The sequence below is a fragment of the Solirubrobacter soli DSM 22325 genome (assembly GCF_000423665.1).
Classification (GTDB): Bacteria; Actinomycetota; Thermoleophilia; order Solirubrobacterales; family Solirubrobacteraceae; genus Solirubrobacter; species Solirubrobacter soli.
On the sequence record NZ_KE384069.1, the window covers coordinates 166,960 to 187,343 of the forward strand.

15 protein-coding genes are annotated in these 20,384 nt (G+C 72.9%); 5 read left to right on the forward strand and 10 right to left on the reverse strand.

Annotated elements, in window-relative coordinates; genetic code table 11:
- Nucleotides 1-5: 5 nt before the first annotated feature.
- The 5 genes from G569_RS0130375 to G569_RS52885 are packed head-to-tail and all read right to left on the reverse strand — an operon-like array spanning nt 6 to nt 5,503.
- Nucleotides 6-1,364: a GMC family oxidoreductase gene (locus tag G569_RS0130375; RefSeq protein WP_028066204.1), complete on the reverse strand. Its 1,359-nt coding sequence runs from the start codon at nt 1,362-1,364 to the stop codon at nt 6-8.
- The gene (locus tag G569_RS52880; protein WP_037500302.1) at nt 1,361-2,824 is read right to left on the reverse strand and encodes an APC family permease; all 1,464 of its coding nucleotides are present in this window, start codon (nt 2,822-2,824) and stop codon (nt 1,361-1,363) included. The genes G569_RS0130375 and G569_RS52880 overlap by 4 nt, the downstream gene beginning before the upstream one ends.
- A gap of 2 nt (nt 2,825-2,826) precedes the next feature.
- The gene (locus tag G569_RS0130385) at nt 2,827-3,510 is read right to left on the reverse strand and encodes a hypothetical protein (protein WP_028066205.1); all 684 of its coding nucleotides are present in this window, start codon (nt 3,508-3,510) and stop codon (nt 2,827-2,829) included.
- Complete coding sequence (pdxA, locus tag G569_RS0130390; RefSeq protein ID WP_028066206.1) at nt 3,507-4,433, reverse strand: 4-hydroxythreonine-4-phosphate dehydrogenase PdxA; 927 nt, start codon at nt 4,431-4,433, stop codon at nt 3,507-3,509. The genes G569_RS0130385 and pdxA overlap by 4 nt, the downstream gene beginning before the upstream one ends.
- Nucleotides 4,433-5,503 carry a four-carbon acid sugar kinase family protein gene (locus tag G569_RS52885; protein WP_053227195.1) on the reverse strand — a complete coding sequence of 357 codons (1,071 nt, stop codon included), beginning with the start codon at nt 5,501-5,503 and terminating at the stop codon, nt 4,433-4,435. Before G569_RS52885 ends, pdxA begins: the two co-directional genes overlap by 1 nt.
- 105 nt (nt 5,504-5,608) lie before the next feature.
- Here G569_RS52885 and pdxR point away from each other — a divergent pair, with 105 nt between their 5' ends.
- The gene (gene pdxR / locus G569_RS52890) at nt 5,609-7,006 is read left to right on the forward strand and encodes a MocR-like pyridoxine biosynthesis transcription factor PdxR (RefSeq protein WP_053227196.1); all 1,398 of its coding nucleotides are present in this window, start codon (nt 5,609-5,611) and stop codon (nt 7,004-7,006) included.
- A gap of 368 nt (nt 7,007-7,374) precedes the next feature.
- On the opposite strand, the gene G569_RS0130405 is transcribed toward pdxR, so the two are convergent.
- Genes G569_RS0130405 through G569_RS0130420 form a run of 4 tightly spaced genes read right to left on the reverse strand, consistent with a single transcriptional unit; the run spans nt 7,375 to nt 11,011 of the window.
- On the reverse strand, nt 7,375-8,130 hold the full coding sequence (locus G569_RS0130405; protein ID WP_053227197.1) for an IclR family transcriptional regulator: 756 nt from the start codon (nt 8,128-8,130) through the stop codon (nt 7,375-7,377).
- A 27-nt stretch (nt 8,131-8,157) separates the two neighbouring features.
- Nucleotides 8,158-8,574 carry a DUF3830 family protein gene (locus G569_RS0130410; RefSeq protein WP_028066208.1) on the reverse strand — a complete coding sequence of 139 codons (417 nt, stop codon included), beginning with the start codon at nt 8,572-8,574 and terminating at the stop codon, nt 8,158-8,160.
- Nucleotides 8,574-9,848 carry an allantoinase AllB gene (gene allB / locus G569_RS0130415; protein ID WP_028066209.1) on the reverse strand — a complete coding sequence of 425 codons (1,275 nt, stop codon included), beginning with the start codon at nt 9,846-9,848 and terminating at the stop codon, nt 8,574-8,576. The genes G569_RS0130410 and allB overlap by 1 nt, the downstream gene beginning before the upstream one ends.
- Nucleotides 9,836-11,011 (reverse strand): Zn-dependent hydrolase, encoded by a 1,176-nt coding sequence (locus tag G569_RS0130420; protein WP_053227198.1) that lies wholly within the window; start codon nt 11,009-11,011, stop codon nt 9,836-9,838. The genes allB and G569_RS0130420 overlap by 13 nt, the downstream gene beginning before the upstream one ends.
- Nucleotides 11,012-11,082: 71 nt before the next feature.
- Between G569_RS0130420 and G569_RS0130425 the strand changes: the two genes are divergently transcribed.
- On the forward strand, nt 11,083-12,432 hold the full coding sequence (locus tag G569_RS0130425) for a hypothetical protein (RefSeq protein WP_157592428.1): 1,350 nt from the start codon (nt 11,083-11,085) through the stop codon (nt 12,430-12,432).
- On the opposite strand, the gene pyk is transcribed toward G569_RS0130425, so the two are convergent.
- Nucleotides 12,429-13,817, reverse strand: coding sequence for a pyruvate kinase (pyk, locus tag G569_RS0130430; RefSeq protein ID WP_037500305.1), 1,389 nt, complete (start codon nt 13,815-13,817; stop codon nt 12,429-12,431). The two genes, G569_RS0130425 and pyk, sit on opposite strands and share 4 nt — an antisense overlap.
- Nucleotides 13,818-13,901: 84 nt before the next feature.
- Here pyk and G569_RS0130435 point away from each other — a divergent pair, with 84 nt between their 5' ends.
- The 3 genes from G569_RS0130435 to G569_RS0130445 are packed head-to-tail and all read left to right on the forward strand — an operon-like array spanning nt 13,902 to nt 20,360.
- Nucleotides 13,902-15,392, forward strand: a complete 1,491-nt coding sequence (locus G569_RS0130435) for a PQQ-dependent sugar dehydrogenase (protein ID WP_084285808.1) — start codon at nt 13,902-13,904, stop codon at nt 15,390-15,392.
- A 53-nt stretch (nt 15,393-15,445) separates the two neighbouring features.
- Nucleotides 15,446-18,052: a helix-turn-helix transcriptional regulator gene (locus G569_RS65640; RefSeq protein WP_028066214.1), complete on the forward strand. Its 2,607-nt coding sequence runs from the start codon at nt 15,446-15,448 to the stop codon at nt 18,050-18,052.
- 58 nt (nt 18,053-18,110) lie between these two features.
- On the forward strand, nt 18,111-20,360 hold the full coding sequence (locus G569_RS0130445; RefSeq protein WP_028066215.1) for a hypothetical protein: 2,250 nt from the start codon (nt 18,111-18,113) through the stop codon (nt 20,358-20,360).
- Nucleotides 20,361-20,384: the final 24 nt, after the last annotated feature.

The following is a 20,384-nucleotide window of genomic DNA, read 5'->3' on the forward strand; positions in this document are numbered from 1 at the left end:
CCCGATCATCCGACCTCGATGAGCGCCTCCGCGATGCGGAGGCCCACGACCGCGGCGGGCACGTTCGTGTTCGCCCGCGGGATGGTCGGGATGATGCTGCAGTCCGCAACGTAGAGACCTTCGGCGCCGATCACGGCGCCGTTCTCGTTTGTGACGGTCCCGAGCGCGCAGGTGCCGACCGGGTGGTAGTAGTGCACGACCTCGCGCCGGATCGCCCCGCGCAGGTCATCGTGGGCCCCCAACTCGGGACCGAGCCTCGGCATCCGCGCCGCGATCTCGCGCACGATCCGCACGCCGTCGACGAGCACGTCCAGATCGTGGGCCTCTTTGAGGTACGCGTGGTCGATCCGCGGTGTGCCGTCGGCCCTGAGCGTGACCGTCCCGCGTGAGCGCGGGGTCATGCACGCCACCGGCAGCTCCCAGCGCCACGCGGACGGGTCCTTCGGATGCGGCCCGCCGATCGGGTAGAGGTGCAGGTCGAACGCCTCGGTGCAGTGCGAGCTGCGCAGCTTCGCGATCGACTGCTCCTCGGGCGTCCACGCGGTCCGTTCTGCGTGCGCGCGCTCCAGCTCCGGGGTGCCGGCGAAGCCGATGACATACGCGGGGTGGTCGTGCAGGTTCTCGCCGACGGGCAGGTCGAGCACGCGGCCGTGCGGTCCCACGCCGGAGCGCAGCAGGATCGCGGGCGACTCGTATGTGCCGGCCGCGAGCACCACGTGGTCGGCGCGGTACTCGCGGCCGGCGGCCGTGACCCCCACGGCACGGTGGCCGTCGAACAGGACCCGCTCCACCTCCGCGTCGCCGATCACGGTCAGCTTCGAGCGGTCCAGGAACGCGAACGCGGCGTTGTAGCGGACTCCGTCGACGATGTTCACGGGAGAGATCCCGATCGCCTCGTGTTCGTCGAGATCGTTGAGGTCGTCGGTGGAGGCGATCCCTACGGCGTTCGCCGCGGCGATGCACTCGGCCTGGAACGGCGTGATGTCGTCGGGCGTGGTGACGCGGAACGCTCGCATGACGGCTTCGAAGTGGGGGAGGAGGTCGCTCGTCGCCCAACCCGGGATGCCCCAGCCGTCGTAGTCCGTGCGAGCGCCCCAGATCGCCGCGCAGCCGTTGTGCGAGGAGCACCCGCCGAGCACGCGGGCGCGCTCGAACGGCACCCGCCCGTCCTCGCTGACATAGCCCCAGTCGTAGCTGGCGCTCAGCGCCGCCGCGTCGAGCAGGTCGGCGTCCCAGCGACCGGAGTCCCGCGGGCCGAGGTCCGGCCCGGCCTCGAGCAGCGTCACGGCGGCCCCGGAGGCGGCCAGCGAGCCGGCAAGCGCGCAGCCCGCCGGCCCTGACCCGACGACGATGACGTCTGTCATGCGTGGACCGGCTCTGGCGCCTCGACCTCGCCCAGCGCGGACTCCGGCATGTCGTCGAGCGCGTCCGGCGAGAAGATCCGGAAGCCGAGGAACGTCACGCCGCCGATCGCGACCAGCACGATCACGAGCTTCACCGCGTCCCAGAACTGGCTCGGGAACAGCAGCACGGTGAGCTCGAAGATCAGCCACAGCAGCGCCCCGGCCACGACGAACGGCTCCCAGCGCCCGAGCGAGAACGTCGCCGGGATCAGCTTCAGCTTCGGCCGCACCTTGAGGTACATCAGCACCGTCGCGAGGTAGATCAGCGCGGGCAGGATCGAGCCGGCCGTGAAGAGCTTGAACAGCGCGTCGGTGCTGAACACGAGGGTGAAGATGACGCCGCCGACCATGATCAGCGCGACCGCCCAGGCGGGAGTCGACGTGCTGTGGGTCACGCGGCCGAACAGCTGGAAGCCCGGGAAGCGCCTGTCGCGCGACATCGCGAACACCAGCCGCGAGCCGGACATCATGATGATCAGGCCGTTGGCGAAGATCGCGACGTTGACGACGACCAGGAACAGGTCCTTGATCGTCGAGCCGAGCTGGTCCTCCATGATGAAGCTGACCGGCGCGGGTGACCCGGTGGTGGCTTTGACGTCGGTCATCGCGATCGTCAGCGCGATCAGGAACACGAGCCCGACGACGACCGAGACCGTCACGGCGCGCAGCATCGCCATCGGGACGACCTTGGTCGGCTCCTCGGTCTCCTCGGCGAGGTTGGCGGCGGACTCGAAGCCGACGATCGTGTACGCGCCGACCAGCGTGGCGAGGAAGAACGGGCCGTTGTAGGCCCAGTAGCCCGCGCCGCCGTCGATCGTGCCGGTCGAGGTGAGGTTCGAGACACTGCCGTCGCCGGTCACCAGCGCGGCGACCAGCAGGACGACCGTGAGGCCGAGCATGCCGATGATCTCGGCGCCCACGGCGGAGCCGTTGATCAGCGCGGTCGCGCGGGTCGAGACGACGATCAGCAGCGCCTGCGCGGCCAGCGTGCAGACGGTGACCAGCTGCGCGTTGCCGACGCTCGGGGCGATCCCGAACAGCGGCATGAACGCCTGCGTGGCGAAGCCGTAGTCGACGGCCACCACCACGACGGCCAGGAACGCGTAGCTGAGCCACCCGAACCCCCAGCCGACGCGTGGATTGAGCAGCCGCGACGCCCACTGGTAGGAGTAGCCCGCGATCGGGATCCGCGCGGCGAACTGCATGAAGATGAGCGCGACGAGGATCTGGCCGATCCCGGCGAGGATCCAGAGCCAGATGCCGCGCGGGCCGGAGTTGTTCAGCGCGAACCCGTACGACGCGAAGATGCCGGACGTGATCGAGATGAACGAGAACCCGACGGCGAACGAGGTGAAGCTCGACAGGCTGCGGCCCAGCTGCTGCTGGTAGCCGTAGCGCTCGAGGTTGTGGTCGGCGGACACGGTCAAACCTCCTTCGGGGTCGCTGCGGTGGCTTCGATCACTGCGTGCAACTGGTCAAGCAGCGGGGCGCCGGGTACGAACAGGCCGTCGAAGGCGGCGCTGCCGACCGTGAAGCCCCAGGCACCGGCGGCGACGATCTTCGCGATCCGCTCGGTGTCGGCGACGCTGCCGGCGACGATCACCGGCTTGCCCACGGCCGCCACCGTCTCGCGCATCAGCGCGTCGGCGTCGCCCGCGAAGCGGTAGGCGAGCAGGTCCAGGCCCCACACGCGGTCGTTGGCGGCCAGCTCGAGCGCGTGGGCGACGATCTCGTCGTGGGTCCCTTCGAGCACGCTCGGGTGGCCGACGATCGTGCCCGGGAACGGGCAGTAGCGGATCTCGGCGTCGCCGATCACCTCGAGCGCGGCCTGCAACTGCGTGCCGCCGAGGAGCAGGTCGACGCCCAGCTCGACGCCGAGCTCGATCGCTTCAAGCTCGGCGCGCGGGTCGGGGTTGACGACCTCCAGCGCGATCTCGCGGTCCTGCTCGCGCAGGATCGCGACGAGCTCTTTGAGTCGCTGCGGGGGCAGCCCGACGTCCTTGAAGCCGACGACGGGGATGTCCAGCGGCGCGAGCTCGCGGCAGACCTCCGCCGCGCCCGCCACGGTCGCGTCGCCGTGGGTGAGCATGAACACGAAGCGCGTCAAGTGGTCCTCCGTGCGCGCGCCGCGTACGCGCGCGCCAGCTCGTAGGCGGCGCCGAGGCTGGCCGCTGACGCGGTGCCCTTTCCGGCGAGGTCGAACGCCGTGCCGTGATCGACGCTCGTGCGGATGAACGGCAGCCCGAGCGTGACGTTCACGCCCTTCTCGAAGCCGACCATCTTGAGCGGGATCAGGCCCTGGTCGTGGTAGAGCGCGATCACCACGTCGAACTCGCCTTGGTGGGCGCGCCAGAAGATCGTGTCCGGCGGGAACGGGCCGTGGGCGTCGATACCGAGCTCACGTGCGGCGGCGACGGCGGGCGCGACCGTCGTGGTCTCCTCGTCCCCGAACAGCCCGCCCTCGCCCGCGTGCGGGTTCAGGCCGGCGACCGCGATGCGGGGCGCGTCGAGCGCGAACCGCCTCAGCTCGCGGTCGACGGTGACCACCGTGCGCAGGATCCGCTCGGTGGTGATCAGGTCCAGCGCGCTGCGCAGCGAGACGTGCACGGTCACGAGCGCGACCCGGAAGTCACCGTCGGCGAGCATCATCACGGCGTCCGGCGTGCCCGTGAGGTCGGCCAGCGCGGTCGTGTGGTCGAGGTGCGCCGCGCCCGCCAGCGACAGCGACTCCTTGTTGATCGGCGCGGTGACGATCGCGTCGATCTCGCCGGCCTGCGCGAGGCCGATCGCGTGCGTGAGGTAGGCGTACGCGGCCGCTCCCGCGCGGGCGTCGAGGCGCCCGGGCACGATGCCGTCGAGGGGGTCGCCGACCTGAGCCACTCCGACCTCGCGCGCGAGGCCGGCGGCGCGCAGCGTACGCTCGTCGCCGATCACGAACGCGTCGTCGACCCCTCCGGCGAACAGCTTGGCGACGATCTCGGGCCCGACCCCGGCCGGATCGCCCATCGTCACGGCGATCCGGGGGCGCATCACGCGGCCGCTCCGAGAAGAGCGGCCACGCTCGCCGTGAGCGCGTCGTCGGAGCCGAAGCCGCCGGCCTTGGTGACCGCCGGGATCGCGTGGCCGCCGCGCAGCAGGCCGACCGGGATGCCCGGCTCGACCTCGCCGAGGACGGCGAAGCCGGTGGTCTCGAGCGCGTTCAGCGCGGCGGCGGCCGTGTCGCCCCCGGTCAGGACGACGGCGTCGGCGCCGGCGCGGACCGCGGCCAGCACGGCCGTGCCGAGCTCCTCGGCGACCGCGAGCGGGTCCTGGGCGCCGTGCTCGGGCGACGCGACGATCGTCACCCGCGGGTCGCCGTGCTCGCGCAGGCGCGTGAGCTGGTGGCGGGTGCGCGGGTTGAGGCTGCCGACGGCGACGACCACGCGGCGGGCCGACGGGCGTCGCGAGCGGCGTCGCGGCCCGCGCAGCACGCGGCCGAACGCCTGGGTGAGGCCGGTCGAGCCCGCCCACAGGACGTCCTGCGGCGCGGTGCGGACGAGCAGGTCGAGGTCGTCGTCGGTCTCGGCGTCGGCGACCACGAAGCCGCCGCGCTCGAGCAGCCGCGCCGCGTCGCCCAGCGCGTCGCGGGGCAACAGCGTCGCGCCGAGCAGGTCGAGCAGGTCCGAGGTCCGGGCGGGGGAGACCGGGTCGGCACCGGCGAACCCCTCGTGGACCGGGATGCCCTCGAGCCGCTGCACCCCGCCGACGGTGGTGCGGCCGTAGAGCGGGAAGGCGGGCGCGACGAGCGCGGCCCGGCGCCCACTGGCCGCGAGCGCGGCGTGCAGCTCGGCGCGGACGTTCCCGCGCAACGTCGAGTCGAACTTCTTGATCAGAAGCGGCGTGCCGCGCAGGGCGCCGATCCACTCGCCGGTCCGCCGTGCCGCCTCGGCGGCGGGCAGGTGGCGCGTCCGCACGTCGATCGCGAGGACGTCGACCCCGGCGGTGGGCTCGCCGCCCGCCAGCACCACGTCGGCGGTGAAGCCCGCTTGCGTGAAGCCCACGGCGGCGTCGCAGGCGCCGGTCAGATCGTCCGCGACGATCGAGACCCTGAGATCCGGCATGTGCGTAAGTACACTTGCGCGCGCTCCGTGACGCCAGAGCCACTCGCCGGTGAAAATCGCCAGCCACTTTCCGGACTGGACCGCGCGAGCGCGCCGCTGAACGCCTTGCGGGCCGCCGGGGTCGCGCTCGACTTCGCCGGTCCGGCGGACCTCACCGTCCGTCTGCGCGAGGCGATCGTGGACGGGCGCTTGGCCGACGGCGCCAAGTTGCCGTCCGCCCGCGCGCTGGCGGGCGCGCTCGGCCTGTCACGGAACGCGGTCGCGGACTGCTACGCGCAGCTGGCGCGCGAGCACCTGGTGTCGGCCCGCCACGGCTCGGGCACGTTCGTCGCCGCGCCCGCCGAGGCCCGGGCCCGCGGCCGCCCGCGGGTGCGCGAAGACGTCGACTGGCTGCGCGCCCGCCACCCGTCCAACGGACACGAGGCGCACATCGACGGGATCGACCTGCGGCTGCGGGCGGGAACGCTGGCGCCGCTGGCGAGCGACGCGTGGCGGCGCGCCTGGCGCCACGCGACCGCGACGATCGCGCCCACCTACGGCGACCCGCAGGGCCCGCGCCCCGTACGCGAGGCGATCGCGGAGCACGTCCGCGTGACCCGCGGCGTCGCGTGCCTGGCGGGCGACGTCGTCGTCACGAGCGGCGCCAGCGACGCGCTCGCGCTGCTCCTGCGCGCCACGATGTCGCCGGGTGACGGCCTCGCCGCGGAGAACCCCGGCTACCGCGGCGTCACCCGTCTGGCCGCGGTGCACGGCATCCGCTTGCACCCGCTGGCGGTCGACGAGCACGGCGCGGACGTCGCCGCGCTCGCCGAAGCCGACCCGCTGGTCGTCCACGTCACCCCTTCCCACCAGTTCCCGACCGGCGCCGAGCTCTCGCCCGACCGCCGTGCCGCCCTGCTCGCGTGGGCGCAGCGGCGCGGCGCGCTCGTGATCGAGAACGACTACGACGGCGAGTTCCGCTTCGACGGCGCGGTCGCCGCGCCGCTGACCGCGGCCGACACGTCCGGCACCGTCTGCCTCGTCGGCACGTTCTCGCGGCTGATCACGCCGTCGCTGCGGGTCGGCTACATCGTCGCGACGCCCGCGCTGGCCGAGCGCGTCGCCGCGTTGAAGCGCGCGCTGGACGCCCACCCGTCGCTGCCCGCCCAGCACGCGGTGGCGCAGCTGATCCGCTCCGGCGAGCTCGCCCGCCACCTGCGCCGCGTCCGTGCGCTGGCGACCCACAAGCGCGCGCTCCTGCGGGCCGCGCTCGGCGGGCTGGACGGCGTGACCGTTCACGGGATCGACGGCGGCCTGCACGTGCTCGTCCGCGGCGAGCGCCCGGCCGCCGACGTCGCCGCATGTCTGCGCGCCCGCGGCGTCCACGTCGACGTCCTCGCGGAGCACTGCTGGGCCCCTGTCGGCGACGACGGCCTCCTGCTCGACTACGGCCGCGTCACGCCGGCGGCCTTCGAACGCGCGCTCGCGTTGATCGCCGCCGAGCTCAGCCGAGGCCTGAACTGACGCCGCGCGGGGCGCGAGCGCCCCTTCGTCGTGCCGCGGCCGCCCAGGGCGCCGCCCGCGCGATTCGCCCGCCCGCTCGCCGCGGCCGATCGCCGCGCCCGCCCGCACGCTTTGCCGCTCCGCATGTCGCGCCCACCCGCTTCGCCGCGCCGTGCCGGTCGCCGTGCCCGCCCGCGCGACTCGTCCGCCCGCTCGCCGCGGCCGATCGCCGCGCCCGCCCGCACGCTTTGCCGCACCCGCACGTGCCAACCTCGCACGGCCAATTGGCGCGTTGGTGGGGGTGTGATGCTGGTGTTTCGCTATGCGGGAGTAGAGCATCACACCCCTCGTCTGCTCGAGGCGCGCGGTCGTGCCGATCGCCGCCGAGCTCAGCCGAGGCTCGAGCTGACGACCTCGGCGTGCTCTCTCAGCAGCCCGGCGAGGTCGGGGGTCTCGGCGTTGAGGATGCGGGAGATCGGGCCGGAGACGCTGATCGCCGCGATCGCGCGGCCGGCGCGGTCGAGGACCGGGGTCGCGACGCAGGCGACGCCCAGCTCGTGCTCCTCGTTGTCGGTCGAGTAGCCGCGGCGACGGATCTTGGCCAGGTCCTCCTGCAGCGCGTCGAGGGTCGTCAGCGTCCGCGGCGTCGAGGGCGCCAGCGGGGCGCCGTCGAGCAGGGTGACCACGTCGGACGGGTCGCGCCACGCCAACAACGCCTTGCCCGCGCCTGACGTGTGTGCCGGGATCGAGCGGCCGACCTCGGTGTGCAGCCGCACGCTGCGCGTCCCCGACACGGACTCGATGTAGACGACGTCGCGACCCTCGAGCACGACCAGGTTGGTCGTCTCGCCCGTCTCCTCCTGGATCGCCTCCAGGTGCGGCCGCGCCGCGGTGCGCAGGCGCCCGAGCCGATCCTGCACGCCGGACGTCAGCTCGAGCAGCTTGTAGCCGAGCAGGTAGCGCCCGGTGGTCGGGTTCTGCGACGCGTACCCGCGCGCGACGAGCGTCCCGAGCAGCCGGTGCGCCGTGCTCGGCACGAGCCCGGTCCGCGCGGCGATCTCCGACACGCCGAGGTCGTCCGCGCCCGCCAACGCCTCGAGCAGGTCGAGCGCTCGTTCGAGCGACTGGACGCGAGGCTGCGGCATATCCCGCAGATTAGAACAAGTATTCCGCTATGCGGATCGATCGAAGACGATGTCGAGCGCGCCGTTCCACAGGACGTGCTCGCCGAGCGGCCGCAACTGGTCGACGCCTTCGACGATCGTGAGGAAGTGGTTGCCGGCGAGTTGGCCGACGATCGACGCGAACAGGGTCCCGCCGTACGGGAAGAGGATCTCGGTCTCGCTCAGCCCGCCGGGGTACCAGAGCACCTGGCCCGGCGCCGGGTGCGAGGTGGCGTTCTCGGGCTTGCCGTCGAGGCCGATGTCGAGGTCGCCGAGCGGGATCCACGCCGACTCTCCGCTCCAGCGCACGTGGATGATCTTCGAGTGAAACGGCAGCAGTCTCTCGAAGGCGGCGACGGTCTTGGGCGCCTTCTCGGTCTCCAGCTCGCCCTTGAACGAGAAGGGCCCGGCGGTGACGGTCAGCATCACGGCATCGTAGGTCTCAGCAGGCGGCCCGCGCCGGCTGCCGGAATCGCTCCGCGCAGCAGCGTGTGCGTGACGCGCGCCCGGAACGTCCGGCCCACGTAGGGGGAGACCTGGTGGCGGTAACGGAGGTCCTCCGCGCGCAACGTGTGCGGTGCGTGCGGGTCGATCAGCGCGAGGTCGGCGTCGTAGCCGGGCGCGATCCGCCCCTTGCGGGGGATCCCGAACCGCTCGGCCGGCGCGGTCGCCGTCAACACACCCACGAAGTCCGGGTCGAGCTCGCCCAGCAGGAGCAGCTCGCGCGTGCTCTGGCACGACGCGATCCCGCCCCACGCGTCCCCGAACGCGCCCTCCTTCAACGCCGGCTCCGACGGCGAGTGGTCCGAGACCACCATCTCGACCTCGCCCGCGCGCAGCCGCCGCCACAGCTCGATCTGCTCCGTCGCGTCGCGCACCGGCGGCGCGCACTTGGCGACGGCGCCGAGCGCCTCGACGTCCTCCGGCGTGAGGAACAGGTAGTGCGGGCAGGTCTCGCAGGTCACGTCGACCCCCGCCTCCCGCGCCGCGGCGATCAACGCCGCGCCGCGCCCGCTCGACACGTGCACGACGTGCAGCGCGCACCCGGTCTCGGAGGCGAACAGCAGCGCGCGCGAGATCGCCTCCAGCTCGGCGACGACCGGCCGTGAGGCGAACCAATCGCGAGCGCCGGGACCGAACGAACGCGCCGTCAGCGCGTCGTTCTCCGCGTGCACGGCGACGATCAGGCCCAGCCGCGCGGCGATCGCCATCCCCTCGTACAGGGTCACGTCGTCGACGCGCTCGAACTCCTCGATCCCCGAGTTCGACATGAACGCCTTCAAGCCGATCACGCCCCGCGCGGCCAGCTCCTCGAGCCGGTCCAGTCGCCCGGGCACGAGCCCGCCCCAGAGCCCGAAGTCGACGCACGAGGACGCCCGCGCGGCCTCGAGCTTGGCGTCGAACGCCGCGCCGTCGACGACCGGCGGCGACGAGTTCAGCGGCATGTCGAAGAACGCCGTGTACCCACCCGCTGCCAGCGCGGCGCTGCCCGTCGCGAAGCCTTCCCAGTGCGTCCGGCCCGGCTCGTTGAAGTGCACGTGCGGGTCCAGGCCGCCCGGCAGCACCCAGTGCCCGCCGGCGTAGAGCTCGTGTCGCGCGCCCGACAGCTCGGACGCGACCGCCTCGATCATCCCGTCGGTGACGCCGATGTCCACCGCTCGGCCGTCGACGATCCCCTGGCGCACGATCAGGTCGAACACACGAACCTCGTCGCCGCCTCGATCGCGAGCGATACGTCCTCCACGGTCACCGACTCGTCGGGATGGTGGCTGATGCCGCCCGCGCAGCGCACGAACAGCATCGCGGTGTCGGTCACCCGCGCCATCGTGACGGTGTCGTGCCCGGCGCCGCTCGGCAGCCGCCGCACGCGCACGCCGGTCTCGCGCACCGCGCCGGCGACCCCGTCGACCAGGGCCGGCGTGCACGGCGTCGACGGCTCGCTCATGTCGCTCCACGCCATCGAGACGGCGCGCAGCCGGGCGATCTCCTCGCCGGCCGTCCGCAACCGGGCGAGAGCGGCCGCGCGGACAGCGTCGTCCTGGTGGCGCACGTCCAGCGACAGATCCACCTGGCCCGGGATCACGTTGCTCGCGCCCCGCGGCACGTCCAGCTGCCCGACGGTGGCGACCAGGCCGTCCTCGTCGAGCCCGGTCTGCTCGACGGCGAGGACGAACTCCGCGGCCGCGGCGAGCGCGTCGCGGCGCAGGTGCATCGGCGTCGTCCCCGCGTGGCCGGCACGTCCCGTGAACGCGAGCTGGGCGTGGCTCTGACCCGCGATCGCGGTCACGACCCCGAGCGCCAGCCCTTCGGCCTCCAGCACCGGACCCTGCTCGATGTGCACCTCGAAGTAGGCCCGGGTCGCGGGGTCATACAGCGGCACGCCGAGCTCGTCGCCGATCGCCTCGCGCAGCGTCAGGCCCTGCGCGTCGCGGAGCGCGAGATCGGCGTCGGAGAGCTCCCCGATGAAGGCACGGCTGCCCAGGTAGCGCGAGTTGAAGCGCAGCCCGTCCTCGTCGGCGAACGCGACGACGTCGAGCTTGCGCTCTGCCCTTTCTGCGACCTCGATCCCGACGAGGATGCCGAGCATCCCGTCATAGCGGCCCGCGTCGGCCACCGTGTCCAGGTGCGAGCCGAGCGCGAGCAGCCCGCCCGGCCCTTCGCGGCGCCCGGCGAGGTTGCCGACGGCGTCCACGCGGGTCTCCAGCCCTGCCAGCTGCATCCACTCGCGCACCCGCGCCCGCGCGAGCGCCATCGCCCGCGTCGCCACCGGACGCGTGATGCGGCCGGGCTCCTCGGTGTAGGTGGCCAGCTCGTCCGCGCGGGCGAGGACGCGACGCGCGGCTTGCTCGAACGACGACGGCACGGCCGACAGCCTATGCACCCTGTCCCTTTGGGCGGCTCACCGTGGGCCGGACGTGAGATCTAATGCGCTTCATGCGGCTCGCTCTCATCGTGCTCTCCCTCGTGCTCGCGTTGCCCGCGGCCGCGAACGCCTCGTCCGTCGCCTACATCCAGAACGGAGAGGTCTGGCTGTCCTCGCTGGACGGGTCGCAGAAGGTCCGCCTCGCCGCGCCGGTGGTCAACACGAGCGGTGAGACCGAGAACTGGCTCGCGGTCGCCGCCTCCGACGGCGGCCGGATCGTCGCCGCCCGCAACAAGCCGGGGAGGATCGCGAGCTTCTCGTGGTTCAAAGTGTGGGAGGCCGACGGGACCTCGACGGTCGAAGGGCCGCTCAACTACCCCGGCGGCTGGCAGCTGCCGGTCTACCCGCTCGGCTTCGACGTGACCGCCGACGGCAAGCACATGGTCTACGGCTTCTCGAACAGCAGCTGCTGCCCGTACACCTTCGGCCGCGGCACGTACGTCCGCCCGGTCAGCAACAGCTCGCTCGCGCCGATCCCGATCTCGAGCTACGAGGAGCCGACGCTGTTCGGCTCGCAGGTGATCGCCAGGTCCGGGTCCATCATCAATGTCCAGCAGGCGGCCGCCACCACTTACGGGAAGGACTTCGATCCGTGGCTGGACGTCTCCGGCACCGGCCTCGAGCTGCGCCGCACCGACGTCGCCGCGACGGGCAAGCTCGCCGCGTTCGAGGTCGAGCAGTGGAACGGGGGAACCCAGACGATCGGCAAGATCGGGCTGCTGTCGATCGCCGGCGTGGGTGGCGCCCTCGCGGGCGGCGTCGACTGCTACCTGCCGGCGAGCGGCATCGCCAAGGACGTCTCGCTCTCCCAGGACGGCCGCTTCGTCGCGTGGAGCGACGACCAGGGCCTGAAGGTCGCCGGCACGCCGACGACGGGCGACGACCCGTGCGCGCTCAGCTCGCCGGCCGTGGCGATCGCCGCGGGCGCCACCAGCGCGTCGATCAGCGGCGGTGCGATCACGCCGTTCCTGCCGCCCGCGCCGCCCGCGCCCACGCCCACGCCCACGCCCACCCCGACGCCGACCACCACCAACCCGACGACGAACAACGCCCCGTCGACCGCGGGCATCTCGAACCCCGCGACCGAGACGCAGCCCAAGCTGCCGGCCAAGGTCGCCGCCAAGGCGCTGACCACCGGTCTGCAGATCACGGTCGGCGCGCCGGGCAAGGTCACGGTCGTCGCCACCGCGGGCAAGACCCAGGTCGGCACCGGCTCGGCGACCGCGAAGGCCGCCGGCAAGGTGACGGTCAAGCTCAAGCTGACCAAGGCCGGGCGCAAGCTCGCCCGCAAGGGCAAGAAGGTCACGCTCAAGGTCACGCAGGCAGGCCGGACGACGACCCGCACGATCAAGCTGAGCTAGGGGATCTCCCGCACCATCACGAGGTTCGTCGCCCCGGGCGTGCCGGTGCGGCGACCCGACGTGATCACGACCCGCGCGCCCTGCTCGAGGCCGGCGTAGTCGCGGGCGATCTCCAGCGCGCGCTCGATCATCTCGTCGACGGTCTCGGCGGTCGGCATGTCGGTCGGGTAGACGCCCCACTCGAGCGTCAGCTGGTTGGCGACGCCCGGCTGGTGGGCGAGGGCGATGATCGGGCGGCGCTTGCGGTACTTCGCGCACGCCCGGGCGGCACCGCCGGTCGAGGACGGGACGATCAGCGCCGCCGCGTCCAGCTGCTCGGCCAGGTCGACCGCGGCGCGCATGATCGCCTCGCCGACCGTGCGCAGGTCGGTCTTGCGGGCGCGGCCGTGGATCGTGGGCGCCTCCTCCGCGGCCAGTGCGATCTCCGCCATCGCCCGCACCGCCTCGACCGGGTAGGTGCCGACGCTGGTCTCAGCGCTCAGCATCACCGCGCTGGACCCGTCGATCACCGCGTTGGCGACGTCGGTGGCCTCGGCGCGGGTCGGCTCGGACGCCTGGATCATCGACTCGAGCATCTGCGTCGCGGTGATCACGAACTTGCCCGCCTGGGTGGCGCGCCGGATCGTGTCCTTCTGCATCAGCGGCACCCGCGCGACGCCCGCCTCGACGCCGTAGTCGCCGCGCGCGACCATCAGCCCGTCGGTGACCTCGATGATGTCGTCGAGCGCCTCGTACGCCTCGATCTTCTCGATCTTGGCGATCAGCTTGGCCGCGCTGCCCAGCTCGAGCGCGAGGGCGCGGAGCTGCTCGATGTCGCCCGCCGAGCGGACGAAGGAGAGCGCGACGAAGTCGGCGCCCAGCTCGGCGGCGAGGCCGAGGTCGGCGACGTCCTTCTCGGTGATCGCGGGCAGCTCCGGCCGCGCGTAGGTGACATTGATGCCCTTGCGCGGCGCCAGCGGGCCGGGGGAGACGCAGGTGGTGACGACGTTCGGGCCGTCCTCGCGGATCACCGCGAAGCGCGGGACGCCGTCGCCGATCACGATCTCCGAGCGCTCGGTCACCAGCGCCGTGAACTTGTCGAAGTCGACCTGCACGCCCGCCGGGCCGAAGACCACCTCGTCCCCGACCTGCACGATCCGCGGCTCGGTCGCCGCGTTCAGGCGCAGCTTCGGGCCCTGCAGGTCGAACAGCAGGCCGATCGGGCGGCCGGCCGCCGCGGCCGCCGCGCGCACCTCGGCGGCGCGCCGCCGCAGGTCCTCGTGCGAGCCGTGCGAGCAGTTCAGCCGCGCGCAGTCGAGACCGGCGGCCACGAGCCGGTCGAGGACGCCGTCGGCGTCGGTGGCGGGCCCCAGGGTGGCGACGATCTTCGTGCGGCGCTCCAACATGCGCGCCAGTGTTGCATCGAACCAGCGGGCGGGGCCGTGCGTAGGTTGCAGATGGGGGGTCTGTGAACCTATCGGGAGGCTGGAATGAGAGCAGTGGTTGGGGTCGCCGCGGCATTCGCCGGGGCATTGACCATGGGGGGCACCGCGGCGGCGCAGGTGACGCCGACGGTGATCGACCCGAAGCTCGAGGTGCGGGCCGTCACGACGGGGTTGACGCAGCCCGTGCAGATGCAGTTCATCAAGGACCACGAGTTCTGGGTCCTGGAGAAGTCCACGGGGCAGATCAAGCGCGTCCGCAATGGCGGCACGCCTGAGGTGATCCTCGACCTGGCGGTCAACTCGAACTCCGAGCGCGGCCTGCTGGGCATCACGCTCGACCAGGACTTCAAGCGCACCGGGACGCTCTTCCTGTACTGGAGCGAGAGCACCACCGGCGCCGACAGCACCGCGGGCGACACCGTCCCGCTGCTCGGCAACCGCCTCGACCGCTATCACTGGGACGGCGCCACGCTGACGTTCGAGAAGACGATCCACCGCGGCCGCGCGTTCCAGGACGACGCGACCAACCGCAACCCGGCGACGCCGAACACGCCGGTGTTCCGCGGCAACCACAACGGCGGCGTCCTGCGGACCGGCCCGGACGGGAAGATCTACCTGCAGGTCGGCGACACCGGTCGCCGCGGCCAGCTGCAGAACATCTTCGACGGGCCGTTCGGCGAGGGCATCCCGGACGACCAGTTCGGCGGTCCGGACATCACCAACGACCACTTGACGGGCGTGATCCTGCGCCTGAACCCGGACGGCACGACGCCGCGCGACAACCCGTTCTGGAGGGTCGGTGCCGAGCGCGGCGGCCAGGTGGGCGCGAACCTGAAGAAGATCTACGCCTACGGCCTGCGCAACGGCTTCGGCATGGCGTTCGACCCGTTCAGCGGCGACCTCTGGGAGCAGGAGAACGGCGACGACTCGTTCAGCGAGATCAATCGCACCGAGCCGGGCTTCAACTCCGGCTGGACCCAGGTCATGGGCCCGCTCGAGCGCGTCGCGCAGTTCAAGGCGATCGAGACCACCCGCACGCCGGTCCCGCCTGACCCCAACGCCCCCAACGGCTACTTCGGACTCCAGCAGGTCCGCTGGGACCCGAGCCTGATCGCCGACACTCCCTGGGAGGCGTACAACCGCCTCTTCAAGCTCCCCGGCTCCGAGTTCTCGGATCCGGAGCTGGCCTGGAAGTACGAGGTCGCCCCGGGCGGCATCGACTTCCTCTCCACCAAGGAGCTCGGCAAGGAATACAAGGGCGACCTGTTCGTCGGCTCCGCCCGCGGCTCCCTGCGCGGCGGCAACCTCTTCCGCCTGGCGATCGAGAACAACCGCAAGAAGGTCGACGTCTCGGCCGACAAGCGCCTGAAGGACCGCGTCGCCGACAACGTCGGCAAGTACGAGATCACCGAGTCCGAGTCACTGCTCTTCGGCGAGAACTTCGGCGTCACGCCGGACCTCAAGGAGAGCCCGGACGGGACCCTCTACGTCGTGTCCAACACCCAGGGCACCGTGTACGAGATCCGCCGCAAGTAATCGGCGACGCTAAGTAATCCCAATGGTGCGAAGGGGCGTGGGACCATCGGCCTTTGGCCACCCACGCCCCGCGCACCGCACTGGTGGCGCTCGCCGCCGCCCCGCAGTTGCCGGTCCCGCTGACCACGCTGATCGGCCGGGGCCGTGACGCCGCCGACGTCCGCCGCCGGCTTGCCGGCACGCGCCTGCTGACGCTGGTCGGTCCCGGCGGCGTCGGCAAGACGCGGCTGGCGATCGAGGTCGCGGGCGGAGTCGGGGAGGCCGTGTGGTGGCTCGATCTCGTGTCCGTCGGCGGGGCCGTCGAGTCCGCGCTCGTGCGGGCGCTCGGTGTGCGGCCGCTGCCCGGCCTGCGCGAGCTCGATGCCGCCGCCGGCCTGCTGTGGGACAAGCGCGCGCTGCTCGTGCTCGACAACTGCGAGCACGTGGCGGCCGAAGTCGCGCGGATGCTGGAGACGCTGCTGCAGACCTGCCCGCGCCTGCGCGTCCTCGCGACCAGCCGCATCCCGCTGGGCGTCGAAGGCGAGACCCGCTGGGCGGTGCCGCCGCTGTCGCCCGCCGACGCGGAGCGGCTCTTCGCCGACCGCGCGCGGCTCGTCGACCGCACCTGGAGCGGCCCGGCGCGCGAGATCTGCCGCCGGCTCGAGGGCGTGCCGCTCGCGCTCGAGCTGGCCGCCGCCCGGGTGGTGGCGCTCGACGGCGACGCGATCGCCCGCGGCCTGGAGGACGCCGTGCAGCTCCTCACCGCCCGCCACCGCGAGGGCGATCTGCGCCACCGCAGCCTGCGCGCGTCGCTGGACTGGAGCTACGGCCTGCTCGATCCGCCGGCGCAGGTCCTGCTCACGCGGCTGGCGGTGTTCTCCGGCGGTGCGTCGCTCGACCGCGTCCACGAGGTCTGCGGAGGCGACCTCGACGCCGTCGAGACGCTCGCCGAGCACTCGCTGGTCCAGGTCGAGGCGGGCGGGCGCTACCGGCTGCTCGAGGTGGTACGCCAGTACGCGCTCGAGCGCCTCGTCGCCTCCGGTGAGGAGGCGACCGTCCGCGGCCGGCACCGCGACGCGTTCCTCGCGCTGGCCGAACGCCTGCGCGCGGAGACCTTGACGCCGCGACAGCCGGAGGTCTTCGCTGCGCTCGACCCGGAGGCCTCGAACCTGTCGGCCGCGTTCGAGCACGCGCTCGTGACCGAGCCCGAGAAGGCGCTGCGCCTGTGCCTCGCGCTGGACTTCTGGTACCGCGCACGGGCACGCTTCCGCGAGGCCGACGACGCCTACGGGCGCGCGCTCGCCGCGACGGAGCCCGCGCCCGAACCGCACGCGCGCGCCCTGGCGGCCTGGGCGTGGATCGTCGGCAGCGGTGGCGACTTCACCCGCGCGAACGCGCTCGCCATGGACGCGGCGGCGCGGGCGAGGCGCACCGGCGACGGCCGCACGATCGCGAACACGCTCCTGGTGCTCGCGAACCACCGCTTCTTCACGGACCCACTCGGCGCGGTCGATCTGCTGGAGCGCTGCCGCGACTGCGGTGACGAGTACGAGGTCGCCCGGACCGAGGCGCTGCTGCGCGGCGTCGCCTGGTTCCGGCAGGACGCCGGCGCCTGCCGCGAAGACCTTGACGCGCTCGGGGAGCGGCTCGAACGCCTCGGCGACCGCGAGACCCTCGCGTGGTTCTGGTTCGAGCAGGGCGCGGTCGGCTACCCGCTCGGCGAGCACGCCGAATCGGCGGCGCTGCTGCGGCGGGCGATCGCCGCGGCGGCGGACATCGGGGAGCCGACCGCCGATCGCGCCGCCCGCGCCTATCTCGCGCTGCTCGACGTCGCCGCCGGTCGCTCGCGCACCGCGCTGGACCAGCTGCGCGCGATCCACGCGCGCACGCTCCTGCACGGCGGCAGCTTCGCGCTGCCGTGGCTCGAGGTGCTGGTGGCGCTGGCCGAGGCCGCGTCCGGCGACCTCGGCGCCGCGCGGACCCGCCTGCGGACGCTCGTCACGATCGAGGCGTTCGGCGCCGCGCACGCGCTCGCGTGGGCGCGCGCCGAGCTGGCCGAGGTGCTGCGCCTGTCCGGTGAGCGGTGCGAGGAGGAAGCGGCTCGCGCGCTCGCGGCGGCGCGGGCGCTGCGCAATCCGTGGCTGGCGGCGAAGGCCCAGCTGACGCTCGGCCGCGCCACGCGTTCCGAGCAGACCCTGCATGCCGCGCTGGCGGCGATCGACGCCGGCGGCCTGAAGCTCGAGCTCCCCGGCGCGCTCGAGGCACTGGCCGCGATCGCCACCGACGACGTGACGGCGGGGCGTCTGGCCGGCGCAGCCGAACGGGCCCGGAGCGAGCTCGAGGTCGTCGCCTGGCCGGCGCAGCGCGCGGAGCTCGTCACGGGCTCCGACGCCGCGCGGGCCGAGGGCGCGCAGCTCACCGTCGCCGAGGTCGTCGCGTGGGTGCAGCGCGCCCGCGGCGCCCGCAAACGGCCCGGGCACGGCTGGGAGAGCCTGACGCCGACCGAGATCGCGGTCGTCCGCCACGCGGCGGCCGGGCTGACCAACCCGCAGATCGCCGAGCGCCTGTTCATCGCCCGCGCCACGGTGAAGACGCACCTCTCGCACGTCTACGCCAAGGTCGGCGTGCGCAACCGCTCGCAGCTCGCCTCCGAGGCGGCCGGGCGGCTCCCGCCGGGCTGAACGGATATCGGCCAGGTGGCGTATGTAGTCCCCGCCCGGCCGCCGTACGGTCGCGGCGATGGCGGGGATCGCACGGACGCAGCAGGAGTTGGGCGAGCAGGAACCGGTGCTCAGCCCGGTCGTGGCTCCGGTGCCGCACGCGGTCGCGAACGTGATCTCGCTCCAGCGCAGCGCCGGCAACCAGGCGGTCGCGCAGCTGCTGCGCTTCAAAGATGGCGGCGAGCTGCTCGAGCTGACGCTCCGCGGCGCCGCCCTCGACGCGTCCGACGCGGCGCACTACATCCGCGCGGCGAAGGACAACAAGGACGCGCGGAAGAAGGTCGACGACTACCGGAACCAGCTGTACCCGCGGCTGGACGAGGCGCTGGCGCTCGTGGGCGACGCCAAGCCGCCGTTCAAGGGCGCCGACGACCTCTTCATCGCGCTCGCCGATCTCGTGGCCTCGATGCAGGAACGCAAGCTCTCAGGCCACGGGCTGATCGACAAGAAGGCCGACGCGCTCGCCGGCGCGCTCGCCAAACAGGGGTACAAGCGGCCCGCGGCGGTCGCCAAGCCCCAGGCGCCGCAGGACATCGGCAACACCGGTCAGACGCGCGCCGTGACGCTCGGCCTCGCCGCCGCGCGCGACGCGATCGAGAGCGGCCAGCTCAAGCTCGCCGCCGACCGCAAGCGCGGCGTCGAGGTCACGGCGCTGCCGGGCGCCGCGGAGGCCGTCACCCACCTCGGCGCCGCCGACCAGGCCCTCGACGACGCCGCCTCGCTCGGCATGGACGGGCACCGCGACGTGCTGGACGAGTTGCTCCCGCTCGGCAAGCTCGTCAACGGCGTGCTGCGCTCCGACGCCAAGCTCGACGGCGCCAAAGCCCTCTGGGACGCCGTCAACCGGGTCAACAAGAAACTCGGGCTCGACCCGGTGATGCCGTTCGGCACCCCGACGGCGACCAGCCGAGCGCAGGCCGCGGGCGAGCGGCTGGGCGACCTCAACCAGCGCCGCCAGACCGACGGCCGCCCGTGGACGGAGAAGGACAGCAAGGAGCAGATCGCGGCGGAGCACGAGGCGATCGCTGCCGCCAACGAGGTGGCCGCCAAGGGCGCCAACGCCGGCGCCGACCAGGTCACCATCGCCGACGTGATGGCGCGCGTTACCGAGGACATCGGCCGGATCGAGAGCGCCCGCAGCGCCGGTTTCACGGCCGGGGTCGCGCAGCTCGCGACCGGCGCCCTGGACTCGCCGTCGGCCGTGCGGACCTTCTCGCTCGCCCTGGCCGGGAACCTGATCTGGGCGCTCTCGTCGTTCGTCCCGGCGCTCGGCCTGCTCCAGGAGGCGCGCTTCCTGAAGATCGCCCTGACCGTCAAGCAGGAGGCGAACGTCGCGGCGGGCATCGGCGTGTTCGGCGCGATGCTGGCCCAGTTCTCGGGCGGCCTGCCGTCCACCGGGACCGGCGACGTGTCCGGAAGGATCACGGCGATCTCGAGCGCGCTGGACACCGCCAACTCGCAGTTCTGCGACCGCCAGCGTGCAGAGGGCTACATCGCGCTGACGAAGATGGTGGACGCCGAGCCGCCGCGCCCGGGCGAGGATCGCGCGGGCTACGTCGCGGCGCTCGAGAGCACCTTGCGCTACGCGCTGTTCGGCGACGTCTTCAAGCGCGGCCTCAACAGCGGCCCGCGGCCCGAGTACTCGAAGGTCAAGGACGAGGCCAAGCGGCAGCTGCTCGCCGCGGTCGCCGCTCCACTGGCCGGCATCGACGAGAAGGGCAAGCTCGAACAGACCACCTCCTCGCAGGACAGCGATCCGGCCAAGAAGCTGATCGACAACGCGCAGAAGACGGGCGACCTGAAGTTCGACCCCTACGACCTCGTGACGAGCCGGATCCCGGTCGCCGCGGGCGAGATGGGCGGGCAGGTGGCGTTCGACCCCGAGGCGGTGGTCGCGGCGATCGGCCAGGGCAAGCCGATCGAGTTGCCGGTGTCCGGCTGGGATTGGAAGCGCGCGCGGATCTCGCAGCGCGCGGGCGCCACCGGCTCCTTCACCCGCTGGAGCGAGCTCCTGCGCGACGACCGCGTGTGGACTGAGCCGAAGTTCACGCTCGACTTCGCGCTCGACGGGGAGTCGGTGGCGAACATCACGGCGATGACGATCACCCCCGCCGACGTGGTCAAGAAGACCTACAACGGCAAGGAGGTCTTCTCGCTGGAGCGCGTGGCCTTCACGGCCACCGGCGGCGAGCACTTCAGCGGCATGTACCGCGGCTCCAAGCCGCCCACCACCTTCAAGATGGTCTACAGCTTCGCCGAGCGTGAGTGAGCTCCTGATCGAGCAACCTTCCCT

What these genes read in the sequence shown, in the direction of transcription:
- G569_RS0130425 (WP_157592428.1), top strand. Translation starts at nt 11,083, where the DNA reads ATGCGGCTCGCTCTCATCGTGCTCTCCCTCGTGCTCGCGTTGCCCGCG.
- G569_RS52885 (WP_053227195.1), bottom strand. Translation starts at nt 5,503, where the DNA reads ATGCCGGATCTCAGGGTCTCGATCGTCGCGGACGATCTGACCGGCGCC.
- G569_RS0130410 (WP_028066208.1), bottom strand. Translation starts at nt 8,574, where the DNA reads ATGCTGACCGTCACCGCCGGGCCCTTCTCGTTCAAGGGCGAGCTGGAG.
- G569_RS0130375 (WP_028066204.1), bottom strand. Translation starts at nt 1,364, where the DNA reads ATGACAGACGTCATCGTCGTCGGGTCAGGGCCGGCGGGCTGCGCGCTT.
- G569_RS0130435 (WP_084285808.1), top strand. Translation starts at nt 13,902, where the DNA reads ATGAGAGCAGTGGTTGGGGTCGCCGCGGCATTCGCCGGGGCATTGACC.
- G569_RS0130405 (WP_053227197.1), bottom strand. Translation starts at nt 8,130, where the DNA reads ATGCCGCAGCCTCGCGTCCAGTCGCTCGAACGAGCGCTCGACCTGCTC.
- G569_RS0130445 (WP_028066215.1), top strand. Translation starts at nt 18,111, where the DNA reads ATGGCGGGGATCGCACGGACGCAGCAGGAGTTGGGCGAGCAGGAACCG.
- pyk (WP_037500305.1), bottom strand. Translation starts at nt 13,817, where the DNA reads ATGTTGGAGCGCCGCACGAAGATCGTCGCCACCCTGGGGCCCGCCACC.
- pdxA (WP_028066206.1), bottom strand. Translation starts at nt 4,433, where the DNA reads ATGCGCCCCCGGATCGCCGTGACGATGGGCGATCCGGCCGGGGTCGGG.